General features: G+C 66.9%; 27 protein-coding genes. 2 read left to right on the forward strand and 25 right to left on the reverse strand.

Annotated features, from left to right (window positions below):
* Nucleotides 1-52: 52 nt before the first annotated feature.
* From OG884_RS05870 to OG884_RS05970, 21 genes are all read right to left on the reverse strand, one after another.
* Nucleotides 53-1063 (reverse strand): right-handed parallel beta-helix repeat-containing protein, encoded by a 1011-nt coding sequence (locus tag OG884_RS05870; protein ID WP_326642911.1) that lies wholly within the window; start codon nt 1061-1063, stop codon nt 53-55.
* Nucleotides 1064-1108: 45 nt separating this feature from the next.
* Complete coding sequence (locus OG884_RS05875) at nt 1109-1750, reverse strand: phage tail fiber protein (RefSeq protein WP_326642913.1); 642 nt, start codon at nt 1748-1750, stop codon at nt 1109-1111.
* A gap of 50 nt (nt 1751-1800) precedes the next feature.
* Nucleotides 1801-1977 carry a hypothetical protein gene (locus OG884_RS05880; RefSeq protein ID WP_326642915.1) on the reverse strand — a complete coding sequence of 59 codons (177 nt, stop codon included), beginning with the start codon at nt 1975-1977 and terminating at the stop codon, nt 1801-1803.
* Between the two features lie 85 nt (nt 1978-2062).
* Entirely contained in the window at nt 2063-2428 is a 366-nt protein-coding gene (locus OG884_RS05885) for a DUF6221 family protein (RefSeq protein WP_326642916.1), read from the reverse strand.
* Between the two features lie 34 nt (nt 2429-2462).
* Nucleotides 2463-2807 (reverse strand): hypothetical protein, encoded by a 345-nt coding sequence (locus OG884_RS05890; protein WP_326642919.1) that lies wholly within the window; start codon nt 2805-2807, stop codon nt 2463-2465.
* Between the two features lie 23 nt (nt 2808-2830).
* Nucleotides 2831-3088: a hypothetical protein gene (locus tag OG884_RS05895; protein ID WP_326642921.1), complete on the reverse strand. Its 258-nt coding sequence runs from the start codon at nt 3086-3088 to the stop codon at nt 2831-2833.
* A gap of 367 nt (nt 3089-3455) precedes the next feature.
* A complete protein-coding gene (locus tag OG884_RS05900) occupies nt 3456-4421 on the reverse strand; it encodes a phage antirepressor KilAC domain-containing protein (protein WP_326642922.1) in 966 nt (321 codons plus the stop codon).
* A gap of 219 nt (nt 4422-4640) precedes the next feature.
* Nucleotides 4641-4814 (reverse strand): hypothetical protein, encoded by a 174-nt coding sequence (locus tag OG884_RS05905; RefSeq protein WP_326642924.1) that lies wholly within the window; start codon nt 4812-4814, stop codon nt 4641-4643.
* A gap of 26 nt (nt 4815-4840) precedes the next feature.
* Nucleotides 4841-5176, reverse strand: coding sequence for a hypothetical protein (locus OG884_RS05910; RefSeq protein ID WP_326642926.1), 336 nt, complete (start codon nt 5174-5176; stop codon nt 4841-4843).
* 113 nt (nt 5177-5289) lie between these two features.
* Entirely contained in the window at nt 5290-5967 is a 678-nt protein-coding gene (locus OG884_RS05915; RefSeq protein WP_326642928.1) for a hypothetical protein, read from the reverse strand.
* Nucleotides 5967-6440 (reverse strand): hypothetical protein, encoded by a 474-nt coding sequence (locus OG884_RS05920; RefSeq protein ID WP_326642930.1) that lies wholly within the window; start codon nt 6438-6440, stop codon nt 5967-5969. Before OG884_RS05920 ends, OG884_RS05915 begins: the two co-directional genes overlap by 1 nt.
* A gap of 300 nt (nt 6441-6740) precedes the next feature.
* On the reverse strand, nt 6741-6998 hold the full coding sequence (locus OG884_RS05925; RefSeq protein ID WP_326642932.1) for a hypothetical protein: 258 nt from the start codon (nt 6996-6998) through the stop codon (nt 6741-6743).
* Nucleotides 6999-7329: 331 nt separating this feature from the next.
* Entirely contained in the window at nt 7330-8232 is a 903-nt protein-coding gene (locus OG884_RS05930; protein ID WP_326642934.1) for a hypothetical protein, read from the reverse strand.
* 162 nt (nt 8233-8394) lie between these two features.
* Nucleotides 8395-8682: a hypothetical protein gene (locus OG884_RS05935; protein WP_326642936.1), complete on the reverse strand. Its 288-nt coding sequence runs from the start codon at nt 8680-8682 to the stop codon at nt 8395-8397.
* Nucleotides 8679-9062 carry a hypothetical protein gene (locus tag OG884_RS05940; protein WP_326642938.1) on the reverse strand — a complete coding sequence of 128 codons (384 nt, stop codon included), beginning with the start codon at nt 9060-9062 and terminating at the stop codon, nt 8679-8681. Before OG884_RS05940 ends, OG884_RS05935 begins: the two co-directional genes overlap by 4 nt.
* On the reverse strand, nt 9049-9288 hold the full coding sequence (locus OG884_RS05945) for a hypothetical protein (RefSeq protein ID WP_326642940.1): 240 nt from the start codon (nt 9286-9288) through the stop codon (nt 9049-9051). Before OG884_RS05945 ends, OG884_RS05940 begins: the two co-directional genes overlap by 14 nt.
* The gene (locus OG884_RS05950) at nt 9285-9806 is read right to left on the reverse strand and encodes a hypothetical protein (RefSeq protein WP_326642942.1); all 522 of its coding nucleotides are present in this window, start codon (nt 9804-9806) and stop codon (nt 9285-9287) included. The genes OG884_RS05945 and OG884_RS05950 overlap by 4 nt, the downstream gene beginning before the upstream one ends.
* A 267-nt stretch (nt 9807-10073) precedes the next feature.
* Nucleotides 10074-10400 carry a hypothetical protein gene (locus tag OG884_RS05955; RefSeq protein ID WP_326642944.1) on the reverse strand — a complete coding sequence of 109 codons (327 nt, stop codon included), beginning with the start codon at nt 10398-10400 and terminating at the stop codon, nt 10074-10076.
* Nucleotides 10401-10469: 69 nt separating this feature from the next.
* Nucleotides 10470-10871 carry a hypothetical protein gene (locus OG884_RS05960; RefSeq protein WP_326642946.1) on the reverse strand — a complete coding sequence of 134 codons (402 nt, stop codon included), beginning with the start codon at nt 10869-10871 and terminating at the stop codon, nt 10470-10472.
* Nucleotides 10872-10928: 57 nt separating this feature from the next.
* The gene (locus tag OG884_RS05965) at nt 10929-11345 is read right to left on the reverse strand and encodes a hypothetical protein (RefSeq protein WP_326642948.1); all 417 of its coding nucleotides are present in this window, start codon (nt 11343-11345) and stop codon (nt 10929-10931) included.
* A gap of 64 nt (nt 11346-11409) precedes the next feature.
* On the reverse strand, nt 11410-11808 hold the full coding sequence (locus OG884_RS05970; RefSeq protein ID WP_326642950.1) for a hypothetical protein: 399 nt from the start codon (nt 11806-11808) through the stop codon (nt 11410-11412).
* A 160-nt stretch (nt 11809-11968) separates the two neighbouring features.
* Between OG884_RS05970 and OG884_RS05975 the strand changes: the two genes are divergently transcribed.
* Entirely contained in the window at nt 11969-12169 is a 201-nt protein-coding gene (locus OG884_RS05975) for a hypothetical protein (protein ID WP_326642952.1), read from the forward strand.
* The gene (locus tag OG884_RS05980; RefSeq protein WP_326642954.1) at nt 12159-12659 is read left to right on the forward strand and encodes an endonuclease domain-containing protein; all 501 of its coding nucleotides are present in this window, start codon (nt 12159-12161) and stop codon (nt 12657-12659) included. Before OG884_RS05975 ends, OG884_RS05980 begins: the two co-directional genes overlap by 11 nt.
* Before the next feature lie 65 nt (nt 12660-12724).
* Here OG884_RS05980 and OG884_RS05985 read toward each other — a convergent pair whose 3' ends face one another.
* From OG884_RS05985 to OG884_RS06000, 4 genes are read right to left on the reverse strand one after another with little or no spacing between them, the layout of a single operon-like run.
* Entirely contained in the window at nt 12725-12952 is a 228-nt protein-coding gene (locus tag OG884_RS05985; RefSeq protein WP_326642956.1) for a DUF6011 domain-containing protein, read from the reverse strand.
* Nucleotides 12949-13341 (reverse strand): DUF7736 domain-containing protein, encoded by a 393-nt coding sequence (locus tag OG884_RS05990; RefSeq protein ID WP_326642958.1) that lies wholly within the window; start codon nt 13339-13341, stop codon nt 12949-12951. The genes OG884_RS05985 and OG884_RS05990 overlap by 4 nt, the downstream gene beginning before the upstream one ends.
* Nucleotides 13342-13360: 19 nt before the next feature.
* Nucleotides 13361-13690: a hypothetical protein gene (locus tag OG884_RS05995; protein ID WP_326642960.1), complete on the reverse strand. Its 330-nt coding sequence runs from the start codon at nt 13688-13690 to the stop codon at nt 13361-13363.
* A complete protein-coding gene (locus tag OG884_RS06000) occupies nt 13683-14384 on the reverse strand; it encodes a hypothetical protein (RefSeq protein WP_326642962.1) in 702 nt (233 codons plus the stop codon). Before OG884_RS06000 ends, OG884_RS05995 begins: the two co-directional genes overlap by 8 nt.
* Nucleotide 14385: the final 1 nt, after the last annotated feature.

The raw sequence follows: 14385 nt of genomic DNA on the forward strand, positions 1-14385 counted from the left end.
CTCACACCTCAGGTCGCGGGCGCAACCACTCCGACCGGCTCCTAGCGAAGGGTCAGGGAGCGCAGGTGAGATTGGCGTACCCGAGTGCCGCACCTGTGACTGTGTTGTCGCAGTGCACGACGTTTCCGGTGGTGGAGGGGTCGTGGACGTAGAAGCCGCGGCCCGGCCCCTGCACGTCGGCGACGTTGCCGGTGAAGACGTTGTTCAGGCCCCAGTTGCCGAGCCCGTTCTTGGTGAGGTTGCGGTGGTGGGTTTCATATCCGTTGAGCAGGCTGTGGGTGCCGGTGTTGCCGACGATGGTCCAGCTGTTGCCTTTGGCATCCACCCATGAGTCGGCGCCTTCCTCGGTCTGGCCGGCCCCGTCCATGACGTTGCCGGACACGACGCCGTCCGACGTGCCCTCCTTGATGTCGATCGCTTCGGCGGTCGTGTCGTAGATCGTGTTGCCGACGATGGTGTTGCGGTCGGAGCGGTCGGGCTGCCCGCCGGTCAGCACACCCCAGTTCGCGTCCGAACTGCCGATGTAGACGCCCTCGCCGAACTTTTCCCTGCGGTTCCCGGTGTCGTGGATCGTGTTGCCGGTGACGAGGCTGTCGACGGTGTGGGTGCGCAGGTGGATGCCTTCGTCGCCGACACCGTGGACGGTCAGCCCCTCAACGGTCACCTGCTCGGCGGCGTCGACGATGACGCCCTTCTGCGCGTCGGCGACCGTGAAGCCGTACAGGTGCCACCAATCCGCACCGTCCAGGTGCAGCCCGTACCCGCCGGTGATCCCGTCGTTGGTGAGGACAGCCGCCGAGGACCCGCACAGCCAGATCGGCTCCTCAGCCGTGCCCGGGGTGGTCGCGGTCCAGTTCCCGTCGTAGGTGCCATCCTCCACGCTGATCACGTCGCCCGGCTGGGCGGCGGCCAGCGCGGCGGCGAGCTGGCCGGGCGTGGCCACGGTGACGGTCGGCGGCGGGCACTCCGAGTCCGCGCGAGCGGGGCTCGGCGAGGCGACGGCGGAGACGATGAGCACCAGTACGGCGGCGATGGCGAGGCGGCGGATGCGCGGCAACGACACAGAGCGTCCTTCGAGGGTGTGGTGTGGCTGGTGATGGGGGTGGCGCTAGATGCCAGTGTTGTCGAGCACCAGGGCGTCGATGGCGACGGTGATGGTGCCGTCCGCGCCAAACGTCTCTGGGATGACCTTCTGGAAGAACAGCTCGCCCTGCCCCGTCACGTTGACGGAGGAGCCACCCAGGGTGGCGGACACGTCGAACGTGTCGGTTGTGGCGGACACGACGTAGTAGATGGTGCCCTCGGTCAGCCCGGTTGGGAGGCTCTCGCCGAGGACGTTGAACACCATGACGCGGTCGCCGTCGGCGAGGCCGTGGCCGGCGGATTGGATGGCGTCGGAGGTGATGCCCGCCGTGTCGACCGTTCCGAAGCCCTTCACCGTGGAGTTGATGGGGGCGTAGCCGCGGTAGTTGCCGGAGTTCGCCGTCGAGGCATTCCAGAACGTCAGGAACGCATAGCTGCCCGCGGGGACCGGGATGGACAGGGCGCCGGAGTTCGACTTCTGCCCCCCGGAGGCAGCAGCCCAGGTGACGGCCTGGCGGGCGTAGGAGCCGCCCGTGGCCTCACCAGAGTTGGCGTCGGCGCCTGTTCCGGGATCCGTGACCGTGTGGGCGCCGATGTGCGTTATCTGGGTTGCGGACTCGTCGAGGGCATCGAGCATGACGTTCTTCGCCGCGATGTTGAACGGCATGGCGAAACCTCCTACGGGCATACGGAAAGGGCCGTCCGGTGGACGGCCCTTCAGGTGGTGGTCAGGTCAGGAGCGCGGCTCTGGGCGATGATGAGGGCATGAGCGATCTCGACGCGGACGGCATCGGCGAGCAGGAGCCTGCCGGAGACGGGGTGAGCCTTCTCCGAGACTTTGGATCCGGGTATCAGCCAGAACCCGCACCAGACGGGCAGTGGGTCTTCGACCAAGATCTCAACCTCGTGCCAGAGACGTACTGGCAGAGGCGAAGGCGGGCGGAGCGCGAGAGGGAAAGCTAGGGGTGGGCGCCGACAATCAGTCGGTGCCCCATGCCGGGTCGAAGTCCGAGTGATCGAAGAACGGGCGGGCGAGCAGTTTGAGGAAGTAGAGGGTGGCTTCCCGGTCCTCCGACAGGTGCTCGCCGGGCCGACGAGGGTGGCGGGCGGCTTGGCCTTCGCTCCCGGTGAGATCTTCGAGGTCATCGAGGACCGGAACCATGTCCTCCAAAAGGCGCCGCTTGGACTCGATGTCGCGGCGGGTTAACTCTGGGACTCGACAGCTACAGTCCCCGAAGAACTCCAGTTGGCGGAAGTCGCACTCGTGGCGGTGATGGACGTCATCAGGACTGATCTCGTCCCAGCGCGCCTTAAGGAACGCGACGATCGGGCTCTCGGCGGTCATGGGCGTACTCCCTGGGGGACGGGAAGGGGGAAGGTCAGACGCGCTCAGGCCAATGCCAGGTGCCGCCACGGTGCGACGCCTCGATCCACCCGCATGCGCAGTAGCGGAACGGGTTGCCGTGCGACCAGGCATTGGGGCACTCGGGCGAACCGGGAGTCTCCGCGCCATCGGACTGCTGAACAGCGCGGTTGAAGAACATGCCCTCGGGGTTGAGCACGCACAGACTGACGGTCCAGCCGTCGGCCTCGCCCACGCCGACGGAATGCGGGGGCACCTCAGTGACCACGGCAGCGCGGCAGACGCTCGGGTACTCGCCATTGGGCGTGCCGTACGACGTGTAGTGAACGAGGTCGCTCACCTGGGGAACACGCTGGCTCATGGAGATCTCCAGGGGGTCGGGGGTCAGATGTCGTTCTCGTAGAAGATCTGCGCCTGCCGCAGCAGCCCGAGGACCTTGTAGTGCGGGAGGCTCCCGCCGGGCATCGCGCAGAACATCTGCGTCTCACCCTCATGCTCATCAGCCATCGACACAGCGACCCCGGCGACGACGTAGTCCGTGATCAGCTCATGGTCTGGCGCCAACTCGAACGCCCGCACGACCGCTTCGATCGCGGCGCGAAGCTGAGCATCCGCTTCGTGCTGCTCAGGCGTGAGAGGCACTGGCCCTCCCGGTCAAAGGTCGTGTGCGCAGTGGGCGCACGCCGTGATCTGGGCAGGGTCGGTCTCCGTGAGCAGGTCGGCGGCGGCCGGAGGAAGGATTAATCGCGATCCGGCCAGTTCCAGTCATCGTCTCCGGCGGTGCCCTCGGGTGTCATGAAGCTCCATGGGTTCGGTGGTGGTGCCAGGCGGGCGGCCCAGGAGGCCGCGTCTCGAATGAGGAGGCCGAAGCCGCCCGCCCGGGTGTTGCTCGGCTCGCTCCCCCGTGGACAACGGAGCGAGCCGAAGAGCGTGGGCGGGACCATTCCGTTGACAGCAACGAAATGGTCCCTACCTGCACGCTTCCTGACGTCAGAAAGCGTTGAGCCGATCAGCGAACAACGACTACACCCTTGATCACGTCAAGGTCCAAGGTGCCGTGCTCACCGATCGCCTTGTAGATCCGGTCCCACGCGTACTTCTCGCCCTTGGACGTGAGCTTGCCGTACTTGACCTTGAGGATCGTGCCGTCAGGCATCTCGACCTTCTTGGTCGCGTTTTCCGCTCGCAGGTCCTTGATCGCCTGGGCGGTGGCTTGGTCGTGCTCGCTGCCAGCCGAGCGAATGATCAGCCCGATGTGTCCGAGGAAGTTGAACACCTGCTGCTGCGTGACCTTGATCTTGCGGGGCGCGCACCACTGCTGAACGTCCCGGGCGAAGGCGCGCTTCGCGGTCAGGCCATCAGCGGAGGCGTACAGCTCAGCCTGAGCATGGCCAGACTCGAACTCGTCGGCGCGAGCCTCGGCGACCTCGGCGCGGGCGGTCGCGTGCTTGGCGATCGCGATGGCCTGACCGAACGCGCGGTTCAGCCGCTCCAACTCGTCGATGCTGTCGAGGTCCATGGAAGAACGGGGTCCGGGGACAAGCGCAGCCTGCTCGGCGAGTTCCTGCTTGCGGGTCTGAGCGGCGAAGTAGATGCGGGCGCGGGCGACGGCTTCCTTCGTGTCATCCCCCGCCATCGCGGTGAGGTAGGCGCCGAAGCGCGTCAAGCGGAAGTCGTCGAGCTTCTGGTTTCCCCAGCGCCCGCCATCACTCCCCCAAACGGCGAAGTGATGGTTGGCCTGATCGGCACCCTTCACGAGGGCGAGGGACGCCTTGGCCTTCTCGATGACTTCCGCGAACTTCTCCCAGCGCACGTAGTCCATGAGCGGCTGAAGGTCGCGCCCAGTCCAGTACTCGCCCTGCTCATCGAGGCGACGGATCGCATCGAAGGAGGACTCGCCTAGCACGGGAAGCTGAAGCTCTTGCTGAGAACCCCGGTTGTTGTCCTCGGGGCCATACGAAGTACCGTGGTGCACTGTCGATCTCCTCAATAGATCGGCCGTCCCCGGGAGTGTTGACGCACTCGCCGGGGTTTTTCATGTTGAAGAACTGCTGCCCCTATTATCCCATGCGCCCCTATTTTTCGTTGGGCGAGAGAGCGCTCTCCGGCGGAAAGATCGCTCGTTTGTTCTAACGAAACCGGGAATATGATGGGCGATCTGTGCAACAGATCCGAGGATCGCTAGACAGATCGCTCACTCAAGGGTGAGGCGTCGGATGGAGTCGGCCTCGTACACCAAGGGCCGCCCGGCCGTCTGCACGGTGATCCTCGGCTCGGGCGCCACCTCGACGTCCACCAGGTCGTCTGGGCGCCACAGCTTGATCCACGCCGCGACCTCGCGGACGCTCTTCGGCGTCAGGACAGTCATCGTTCGTTCACCGCCATCCACTCGGCTCACCATCCTGGTGGGCGGTCTGGTCGGGCTCTCCTCAACACCTCAGCGTCGCTCTGGACGATCTCTAGCCCGTGCTCGTCGAGGTCGAGCAGGATCCCCTTCACGAGCGTCTCGACGTGGTCGGGCTCCTCGGCGAGCATCTCGTCTCGCAGGAGGGAGGCGGCGAGGACCTGCCGGGCGGTGCATGGCAACGGCGCCCGGTGAGGGCTGCGGGTGAGCGCTTTGACCGCGTCCGCGACATCGAGGATGACGTCCAGCGTGCGCTTGCAGCCTCCGCACGTGATGCGGAACGTCTTGCTGGTCTCCGTCGCGGAGACGAGCGCGGTCGGGCGCATACTCCCGCCGCAGAAGCAGTAGAACGAGAGGGAAGATCCGAAGGCGACTGGCAGCTGGTAGACGGAGGTGGGCGCTTCGGCCTGGCTCCCCCGGTGACGGCGAGAGAAGAACCTCACGGCGCCTGCTCCCGGTGGTGGGTGCCCTCGGTCTTTTCCCGCCTGCACACGAGGCAGATCGGCGACTGTCCGCTCCAGTCGTTGCACTCATGCGGCGCATCTTTAGGAACGTCGTAGGGGTCGAAGCCCAGCGCTTCGCACGCCTTCTCGTGGGCGTTCTCCACGGTGAAGTTGAGGACGAGCGCCGCCGCTTCCAAGCCTCTGCGGTGGCTCCACAGGTAGTGGCCAAGCTGGCCAGCGTCGCCGCCGTCACGTATCAGCTTGTGGGTGTGCTCCACCGTCTTGCGGTACCCGTCAATCAGGGCTCGCGCAGGGGCGTGTAGAGGCGTGTTCGGCTTGTCTCCGTCCGGGTCCAGGTCGAACTCGTCGAGGCGGCGAACCCACTCCTCGAAGTCCCGGACCTCCTCGTCAGGGGTGCCCTTGGGTGCGAAGGCGTCGAGGATCGTCGGGGTCGCGGGCTGGACGTCGGCGGGCTCTGCGTACCGGTCTACGACTTCTACGGTTTCCGGGGTCACGAGCACCGCGCGGGCTCCGCACTCCTGCTTGAAGTGCTGCCACAGGTCGAACTCTTCCTCGGTGGTCGGCGCGTCGTACTGGTCCACGACGAGTGCGAACGGCTGCTCAACAACCTCGCCGACGACAACATGAGGCAGGGGAAGGATCTGAATACGCATCAGGCGTCCACCTCGCCGGGCGTCCACTTCGTGTCGCGCGGGTCCCACACCATGCCGAGCGCCTTGCAGTTCAGCCACTCTGCGCGGAGTTCCCCGAACACCTTCCGGACGCGCTCAATGTCCCACCCTTGGACCTCCAGCACGCCGGAGCCGCGATCGCCGTAACCGCCTTTCCAGCGGTGTTCGACCCGCTCCCAGCGGCCGTCATAGTCCATGCGGACAGGCATCATCTCGTCGGGGTTGCGAGTCTTGTAGGGGCCCATGAAGAAGCCCTCACGCTCGTATTCGCCCTCGGGATTGTCTGGGTACCAGAACAGCCTGTGCCAGGACCGGACCTCTTGCGGGCTCTCCAGCAGCTCGTACTCATCGACGTTCTCGCTGAATTCGTACGCTTCAGCGTCCTCTCGGCGGGCGTACACGCCGTGTACTCGGTAGCTGGAGTACGTGCCGCTGGTGGCTAGGTAGACCTTCATGAGCGTTCTCCATCGGGGGTGTTTCGCGGTGTTGTTCCGGTACGGCCTGACCGTCCGCTGGGCACCCCCATGCCCTCAGGCCAGGCCGTACCGGAGTCGCGCGGCGAGCGTGAAGGGGGCTCCACATTGCTCAGCGACGCGCGGCACACCCACCCCGCCAGGGAGGGTGCGCGTTCTTGGTGGGGGCTGGCACCCTCGCGCAAGGACCAGCCCCCAGAGGCTCGACGCGCGTACGGGGAAGTCCACGCGGAGCCGGCGCACCCTCGCCAGAGGAGCGCGTCTCGGAATGTCTAAGGGAATCTAGGCCGCGGCGCCGGCGCGAACCGCGAGCCGGATCTCGTCGCGTTCTTCCGGTGACTTCGGCACGGGCAGGCCGAGAGTCAATTGCCGGGCGATGGTCTTCAGGTCGTTCCAGTCGTACCAGGCCGTCTTGCCTGGCCTGAACGGGATCCGCCGGGCGTGGTGGCGAGACGCCCACACCCGCACGGTGGGCTCTGGCCTGTTCAGTCGAACCGCAGCTTCCCGGATGGTGATTGGCTCGCCAGTCTTCTCCTGCATGCCGGGCCACCTCCGACAAGCAAAAAGCCCCTGACACCTAAGGTGTTCAAGGGCTGGCAGTTCCACGATCAATGCCGTTTATAACAGGTCGCATCCACAAAGCCAAGTTAGACGCAGCCGGAACCTTCCCGGATCTGACCGGCGCGGATCCTCTCAACCATCTCCAGCACACGTTGAGCGTGCTGTTCGGCCTGCTCGACGTCCATGACGACAGGCCAGACAGCAGGCAAGAACATGATCCTCTCGCCTGCTGAGCGCAGGCCGAAGAGGTCAATAGCGGAGGGAGGGGACTCAACCATGAGAGCCCCATCATCCCACCGAACGAGCCCTATCAGGCTCGCCTAGTCACCTCGTCGTCAGTCCACTTCACTGACGGCCTACGGCGCCGCGCACCGCTCCGGCGGACGGTGTCCCCCATCTCGTGTACGAGATCCTTGTACGTCTCCGCGGTGTACTCAGATCCGCACTGGCGACACTGCGCACCGCTGAACTCGCCGTTGACGCCGAGGATTTCGAACAGCTCCGAGAAGCCGCACCGGCACGGGGTAGGCATCCGGCGGGCGCTTGCATCGACCTCCCCGATCTGCCTCCGGCACCGGTAGTGCAGCTGTAGGACTTCGAGGCCGGCGTGGGCGCCGTCGAGTTCAAGGAGGACGTCGGCGTACTCCGCGGACCGGTGCACCAGCCCGGTGGTGCCAGCGGGCAGGTCAGCGGCTTCCCGTAGGGACAGCGACCGCATCATGGGTTGGGCTTCCAGGGCGAGCAGGGCGTCTACATGAGCGGCCAGCACTGAGCAGGCGGCTCGGACGGTGTCGTAGGAGACGAGCCTCTGCGACGCCTCCGTGTCCGGGGCTTTCAGTCGGGCGACCGCAGCGACGCGCTCCCACCACGACACCATCATTGAGGCCATGTCACGCAGCAGCTCGTCCGCGGCGAGGGACAGCGGGATCGGTGCGGACTTGGAGATGCTCACCTTCGGGCCGGCGGACTGGCTTCGCTGTCCGAGGGTGGCGTGGACGCGCCCCCAGTAGGCGGGGAGTTCTCGGATCGCGCGTTCGATGATGCTGCGGCAGGAGTCGCAGTAGGCGCGGGGGGTGAAGGCGCCGCGGCGGACCGTCTTGCCGTCCGTAGTCTCCAGGCGGGCATCGGAGCATCGTTCGGCGCGGGCGCATTCCCTCAGGTCGCTGTCGGGGTCGTAGTCGGCGGGGGCGCTGTGAACCCAGTAGCTCGGCAAGGCGGGCCTCCTCAAGGTCGTACGCTGAGAGGAGACCACTGGGGATCGGGGGTCTGACGAGGTTGGCGGGCGGCTCTCCGTGTGGGATCGGGGGGCCGCTTTCGTGTCTCAGCGATCAGCTGAGATGATCTATTCCGAGTGTCGCGTTTCCGCAGGTCGCATTCATGCCACCTGCGATTTCTTGGCGCCTCGATCAATCAGCAGCATGAAGGCGGAGCCGACGAGCATGCTGCCGCCTGCGATGGCCCATGCCACTTCCGCGCCAACCGGGTCGCGGCCAGCGACGGCAGTGAAGCCGAACAAGCCCACGGCGGGACCAACCATGAGCAGTGTGCTCGCGGCGACGCAGATCAGCCATGCGAGGGCCACGCTCAAGGCTCGGTGGTGCTGGTCGAGGGCACGGAGGCGGTCGAAGAATACGGCTTCACGGTCGTACCTGGAGCGGCTCACAGGGTCTCCTTGGTGGTGGCGATGACGGTTCCGGGCAGTGCTCCAACGGCCTCGATGCCGAGGAGGCACCCGTCCTCGTCCACGTAGAAGGCGGTCTCTTCGCCATGCTCGGCCACCGTGCGCTCCATGTACTCGCGCGGCCCATCGGGGAAACTGTTGAGCAGGTAGGCGCCCCACGGCTGGCCGTAGCGCCGCACCTCTACCACGGCGGGATCTGCCCCGACGATCACGTACTGCCACTCGGGGAGATCTGTGTTTGGCACAGTTGTTTCGGCGGTCAGGTCCAGCCCGTCGGGCGCCCACCTCATGGCGTCGGGGCCGACGTCGTAGTCCTCAAGACAGGCGTCGATCGCGGCGAGGACGCCGTCAGAGTTGGACATCGATCTTCTCCGGGTCGTCGAGCATGTCGCGGATCTGGTCGGCCAGCAGGCGCAGTTCGTCGGGCGTGGTCTCCACCACGATGCACCGCTTGTACCGGGAGCGGATGTGCATCTCCAGGAAGACTCGCCCACCAGAGGCGGCCAGGGTGATGTCGTTGGCCCAGACGTCGCGGAACATCCACCACCAGCGGGCGCGATCCAGCAGGGGTGGGCGCTTGGCTCTCACGTCGCCTCCCAGGCGGCCTCGATCGTGGGGCAGGCTGACAGGTAGGAGCACATGCCGCACAGCTCCACACAGCGGCACGGCCCCGTCTTGCCGTGGTTCACGGCGTGCTGGAGACTCCCCCGTGCTGAGCACCAGACCTCATCGGCCATCATCGGCTCTCCGCACAACGTCTTGCCAATGTAGGAGCCGGGGCCAGCCTCCCGCACATCCCCGGACAGGTACCGTCCGCGGCGGGTCGTGGGCGGCGCCAGGTGCGGCGACACGGCGGGGTCGCGGACGTGGAGCACGCCGAACGCTGGACCGTCATCGGCGGCGAGCCGGTTCGTGGGCGCCATCCACTCGGTGCCCGCCGGCGGTTTCGCGGCTCGGCGAGTCCAGTCCCGCATGATGCGCTCGCGTTCCCATATCACCTGCTGGGCGGCTTCCCGGGTGAGGCGGGTGTTCTCGGCCAGCAGCCATAGGACCTCTGTGCGGAGTGTGTCCTTGGACGCTGTGGCGACCTGCTCAGCGGTCAGCATCGGGTCAGTTCTCCTCTGCGGGGGTCGGATCCAGTGTGGCGTGTCGGCCCGTAGGAGGCGGGCCGACAACGACGTCAGGGGCGGGTGGTGAGGCGGCGGATCTCCGCCAGGCCCTCGATGAACGCGAGGACGAACTGGCGGGGCGAGCGGGGGATGAGGTTCACGAGGGGGCTCCGTTCAAGATCATCGGGGGTGGTGGTCTGGGCGCTCTCTCCGCAGTCCGAGTGCAGTCCGGCCGAAACACCGGAAGAAGAGAGCCGAGGAGGGTCAGGAGAGCTCGTAGTCCGCGAAGGGAACGCCGCGCTCGTCCCGGAAGGACGCCGCCTTGCGGAGCTGCAGCCGCCCGTGCGGGTCGTCGGCGGGACGGAGAGTCGCGTTGGCCATGAAGTCGGCCAGCGACTCCTCCCAGCCGTGGTCGGTGACGAGTCGCACGCCGGGCTGCGACAGGTACTCCCGCCACGCCTCGACGGTGATGAGCCCGAGGTCGCGGTGGGCTCGGAACAGGAACTCGTGGTTGGCGATGTGTTTGCCGATGTGCAGCCACTCCTCGCCTTCCGGCGTCTCAGGGGTGACCGCGTAGTAGTTGATGCTCAACTCGGTGTTCTCCTCGATCGTGGAGGGTCAGACGGTGGGAAGGCCCGAGGTTTCCCCCGGGCTGCAAGGTCAGCGGGCGCGTGCTGCTGTGCGGCGCTCCCGGCGAGTGTCAGCGAGGCGGGTAACGATCTTCAGTGCGTTCCGGTCGACCGGGAGGGCTCGCCCCCACGGCTCGCACGCGAACGCCTGATTGCCGATCACCAACACGTCGCCGCGGACGAAGGGGCGGAGCCGCCGGTTGCGGTAGGCGCTGTTCAGCGCCTGCTCCTTGGCGGACAGGGTGAGCAGCTCGCGCGGCTCCTGCGCGCGAAACACCCAGAACAGCGACTCGGCGAGCAGATCGGGCGTCCACAAGGACCAGTCGGAGGAAAGCAGGCGGCTGTAGACCTCGGCCAGGTGGTCGGCGGGCAGGTAGAGAGAGTCGCGTCGCGCGTCCCGGTTGTGTAGGACGGTTACCCGCTTCTGCTCCATGTCGTTCTCCTGTCAGGTGGTGCGGATGGGGCTCCCGGCGGAGCCCCAATCGCAGCGTCAGCGGGTGGTGAGAGCGCCGGGCAGGTCCGCGAGAGCGGCGAAGAAGTTGGACGGGCGAGTCTCGGCGAAGATCGTCGAGAAGTGAGCAGTGCGAGCGGCGTCGATCGCGGCGGCGGTCTCCTCCTGCGCCGCCTGCGCGGAGTCCCGACCGGAGGCCAAGTTCTTCGCGGTCACCGCCAAGATGTCCGCGGAGCGCGCCGCCTCGTAGGCGACGCTCCCCCAGAGCTCGTCCTCCATCCCCTCGGCGGAGTTGGCGACCACGTTGAGGGCAGCGCCCTGGTCGCGCTGCGCGTCCGCGAGATGGCCGAGGACAGCGGCGAAGTCTCCGTCCCAGTCGCTGTTCTCATCGGTGATCGCGGGGGCGAGGAGGGCGGACAGGCGGGCGATCTCAGCGGCGATCTCGGTGGCGTTCAACGGGGTCTCCGTTCTCGGATGCGAAGGGGGGAGGGTGGCCCGGATTGCCCCGGGCCGGGGCGGGTTAGAGGGTGGCGAGGGCGGCAGCGACCGCGAGGTCCCGGACGCTCCAAGTGGTGGCGTCCTCGCCGGCGATCGAGGCGAGGTCGATGCTGGCCGTGTCGATCCAGCAGCCCTCGACGTCGAACACCAGGCCGGTCGCGTCGTGGTGGATGCGGACGCCTCCGTGGTCGCACGGCACGACCGTGATCTCGCCCATCTGCTCGATGTCGTCGGTGAGGGCGTTCGCCCGGCGGGGCATCCGGTTGGCGGCGGCGTAGGCGGCGCGACGGTCAGCGACCGGCAGGTCCCGGATGAGCTGGTCGCGGGCGCCGGCGGGGAGTTTCGTGAGGAGGGCGGCGGCGATGGTGTCCGCGGCCTGCTGGTACGTGGGGGTGGTGCGGGGGGCGGTGGTGGCGGTCATTTCGTTCTCCCTTATCGTTTCGCGTTTCTGTGGCTACAGATTGGCACACTCAAAGCCGTGTCCACAAGTCTTTTTGGCATGTTATTGTGGCAACAGAAACTAGGTCGCAGAGAGGAGTCCTCGTATGATCCCGTGTACACACAAACCGGGGAGTGCAGCAGTGGCCAGGCCCAAGACAGGTGAGACGCCCATCCGACGAGTCCGCCTCGGAGACGAGATCTGGGAGCAGGTCGAACGGGCCGCCAGCGAGGACGCCACAACCAACACCGCGATCGTGAAGGAAGCGCTCGCCGAGTACATGGCCAAGCGCGCCCGCCAGCGCCGCGCACAGAAGACGAAGGACGATCAGCGTGGAGACTGAGCAGTTCGTCAAGCACGAGAAGCCGAAGGGCCGAAAGTGCACGCACGCTGGCTATCTGCTGACCTGCGCCGAGTTTGATCTGCTGCGTCAACGCGCGAACGACCGATGCGAGATCTGCCGACGTCGCGGTGACGAGACCAGAAACGGACGCCTCTTTGTCGATCATCACGGCGGGCGCGGTCAATGGGCTGTTCGCGGCTTGCTCTGCAACCGCTGCAACTCGGGATTGAACTTCAACACAAGCGAAGCTGCCGCCCGGTACCTGGCTACCCCCTTCTACATTGAGTTGCTGAACCGCAAGGACCTGTCGCCCGAGGTCACGCCCGAACCGCCAATCGGAACCACGGTCACGGTGCGATTCACGGGATCCACTTGGAGAAGGCGCCGGGATGGCTGGAACTACGATTCTTCCGGGATCCGACGATCGAGTGTGACCTGGGAACGCCTGAATCAGACCTACGGGCCGTTCAATATCGTCATCCCTGGTTGAAGACGAGCACGGCATCCCCGCCTTCAAGAAGGGCCAGCCCCACACCCCTCCCGCCGAGTAGCCCGTCACCTCTCCTCCGCCAGCAGATCCCCTTGCCCCTCGACGTCTCCGCCGGCCCGCACCCGAGCAGACAGCGAGACGCCCCGCGGGCGCCGAGCAGGGATGAGGCCGAGGCGTTTCGCGCAGCACTTGCCGAACCCGAGAGCGATCCATTTCGGGTCGGTCAGCACCTTGCGGCACGCCCCGCACTTGCCCGTGCGGGGCGTTTCCGTTTCCGTGGCGAACAGAGTCACCGTGGCGTGTCCGGGATTTCCACCACGGCGATCGGCAGGTCGGGGCGCATCATCTGCATCTCCGTGATCGGGTCGATGCGGGTGTGGTCGACGAGAGCAAGCGGCGTCACGGGGCGGGTCTCACCGAACCGTTCCACCTGCTTGGCCAGCCACGCCTTGACGTGCGCTTCGCCCTCGAACTCGGCGGGGATCTCGACTGCGGCGAGGTCGGGGTGCTGCTCCAAGAGCGGACCTTCGCACTCGTGGGAGGCGCGGCCGAGCTGGTGGGTGAACAGGTTGTCGCCTGTCATCCAGTTGAGGATCTCGTAGACGCCTCCCATGCCGGAGGGCGACATGATGCGCCCCGTCGTGATGGTCAGGATGTCGCCGAGGTGGAAGTCGCGGGTCATGCTCGTTGCGTCATGCGAGCTAGCATGAGGAGTTGGCATGTGAGCCTCCGTCGATCGCGTCGGCGATGCGGTCGTACTCCCGCGCCTGCTCGTCGCGGTGCCAGAGCTGCCCCAGCCTCAGTCCCTCGTCGGGGACCGCCCGGTAGCGGGAGGCGAGGGCACGGAACTCGTCGGCGACCTCGCGGCGGGTCTGCTCGACGATCAGAGGAGCGACGACAGCGACGATCGCAGCCACATCACCCCGGCAGATAGCACAGGCAGAGTCGTAGATGTGGAGACGGTGGGCGGAGCGTGGATGCGATGTCCACTCGTGGGAGACGAGCGCGTCAACGTCCGGGGTCTCAGGCATCGGGCTTCTCCGTTCCGAGGGAGGCGAGGGCTGCGCCCGGCTGGTAGTCGCCGGGGCCGAGGATGGCCTCAGCGATCCTGTCGGCCGCTCCGGGGCGGGACGGGGCGAGGGCGCGGGCGTGGTCGACGACGCGGGCGAGAGCGGCCTTATGGGCGTCGAGAGCTTCCTCCGCCTCCTCGGCGCGGGCGATGGTCGCCTCGTGGATGGACCTTTCGGTCGTGATGATGTCGTCGAGGTCGGCGAGCGCTTCGCGGGCACCCTCCAACTCGGTTTCTCGCACGACTAGCGCCGTCTTGAGCACCCAGTCCGCCCACTCCCCGGCCCGCTTCTCGCCAAGCGGGTCGTCGAGGCCGATCAGCATGGCCGGGCGAAGCGCCGCATCGAGGCGGGCACGGAGGCCGCCCGTCTGGTCGGGGCGGGCAGCGGAGAGGGCGGGCTCGGGGTCGCGCAGCGGGTGCGGGAGCTCGACGAACACTTCGGCGTCGGGGTCGTCGTCGGGCGGATCCCCGTACGTCCAGCAGTTGCCGCACAGGTCTCGGCCGCCGACCTTGCGCCACTCCTCGTTGATGTAGGCGTCGCTCTCCTCGATGGTGTCGCCGGCGGGGAGGTGGGCGGTGTATGCGTCGTCGGGGCGGAGCTCGGCGCCGCACCGGTCGCAGATGACGGTGACGCAGGTGACCTGCTTGGTGGTCATG

It is taken from the genome of Streptosporangium sp. NBC_01755 (assembly GCF_035917995.1).
Classification (GTDB): domain Bacteria; phylum Actinomycetota; class Actinomycetes; order Streptosporangiales; family Streptosporangiaceae; genus Streptosporangium.

Excerpts from the sequence above, each read along its gene's own strand:
- OG884_RS05875 (WP_326642913.1), bottom strand. The coding sequence starts at position 1,750 with ATGCCGTTCAACATCGCGGCGAAGAACGTCATGCTCGATGCCCTCGAC.
- OG884_RS05885 (WP_326642916.1), bottom strand. The coding sequence starts at position 2,428 with ATGACCGCCGAGAGCCCGATCGTCGCGTTCCTTAAGGCGCGCTGGGAC.
- OG884_RS05890 (WP_326642919.1), bottom strand. The coding sequence starts at position 2,807 with ATGAGCCAGCGTGTTCCCCAGGTGAGCGACCTCGTTCACTACACGTCG.
- OG884_RS05905 (WP_326642924.1), bottom strand. The coding sequence starts at position 4,814 with ATGACTGTCCTGACGCCGAAGAGCGTCCGCGAGGTCGCGGCGTGGATC.
- OG884_RS05910 (WP_326642926.1), bottom strand. The coding sequence starts at position 5,176 with ATGCGCCCGACCGCGCTCGTCTCCGCGACGGAGACCAGCAAGACGTTC.
- OG884_RS05915 (WP_326642928.1), bottom strand. The coding sequence starts at position 5,967 with ATGCGTATTCAGATCCTTCCCCTGCCTCATGTTGTCGTCGGCGAGGTT.
- OG884_RS05920 (WP_326642930.1), bottom strand. The coding sequence starts at position 6,440 with ATGAAGGTCTACCTAGCCACCAGCGGCACGTACTCCAGCTACCGAGTA.
- OG884_RS05925 (WP_326642932.1), bottom strand. The coding sequence starts at position 6,998 with ATGCAGGAGAAGACTGGCGAGCCAATCACCATCCGGGAAGCTGCGGTT.
- OG884_RS05940 (WP_326642938.1), bottom strand. The coding sequence starts at position 9,062 with ATGTCCAACTCTGACGGCGTCCTCGCCGCGATCGACGCCTGTCTTGAG.
- OG884_RS05950 (WP_326642942.1), bottom strand. The coding sequence starts at position 9,806 with ATGCTGACCGCTGAGCAGGTCGCCACAGCGTCCAAGGACACACTCCGC.
- OG884_RS05960 (WP_326642946.1), bottom strand. The coding sequence starts at position 10,871 with ATGGAGCAGAAGCGGGTAACCGTCCTACACAACCGGGACGCGCGACGC.
- OG884_RS05970 (WP_326642950.1), bottom strand. The coding sequence starts at position 11,808 with ATGACCGCCACCACCGCCCCCCGCACCACCCCCACGTACCAGCAGGCC.
- OG884_RS05990 (WP_326642958.1), bottom strand. The coding sequence starts at position 13,341 with ATGACCCGCGACTTCCACCTCGGCGACATCCTGACCATCACGACGGGG.
- OG884_RS05995 (WP_326642960.1), bottom strand. The coding sequence starts at position 13,690 with ATGCCTGAGACCCCGGACGTTGACGCGCTCGTCTCCCACGAGTGGACA.
- OG884_RS06000 (WP_326642962.1), bottom strand. The coding sequence starts at position 14,384 with ATGACCACCAAGCAGGTCACCTGCGTCACCGTCATCTGCGACCGGTGC.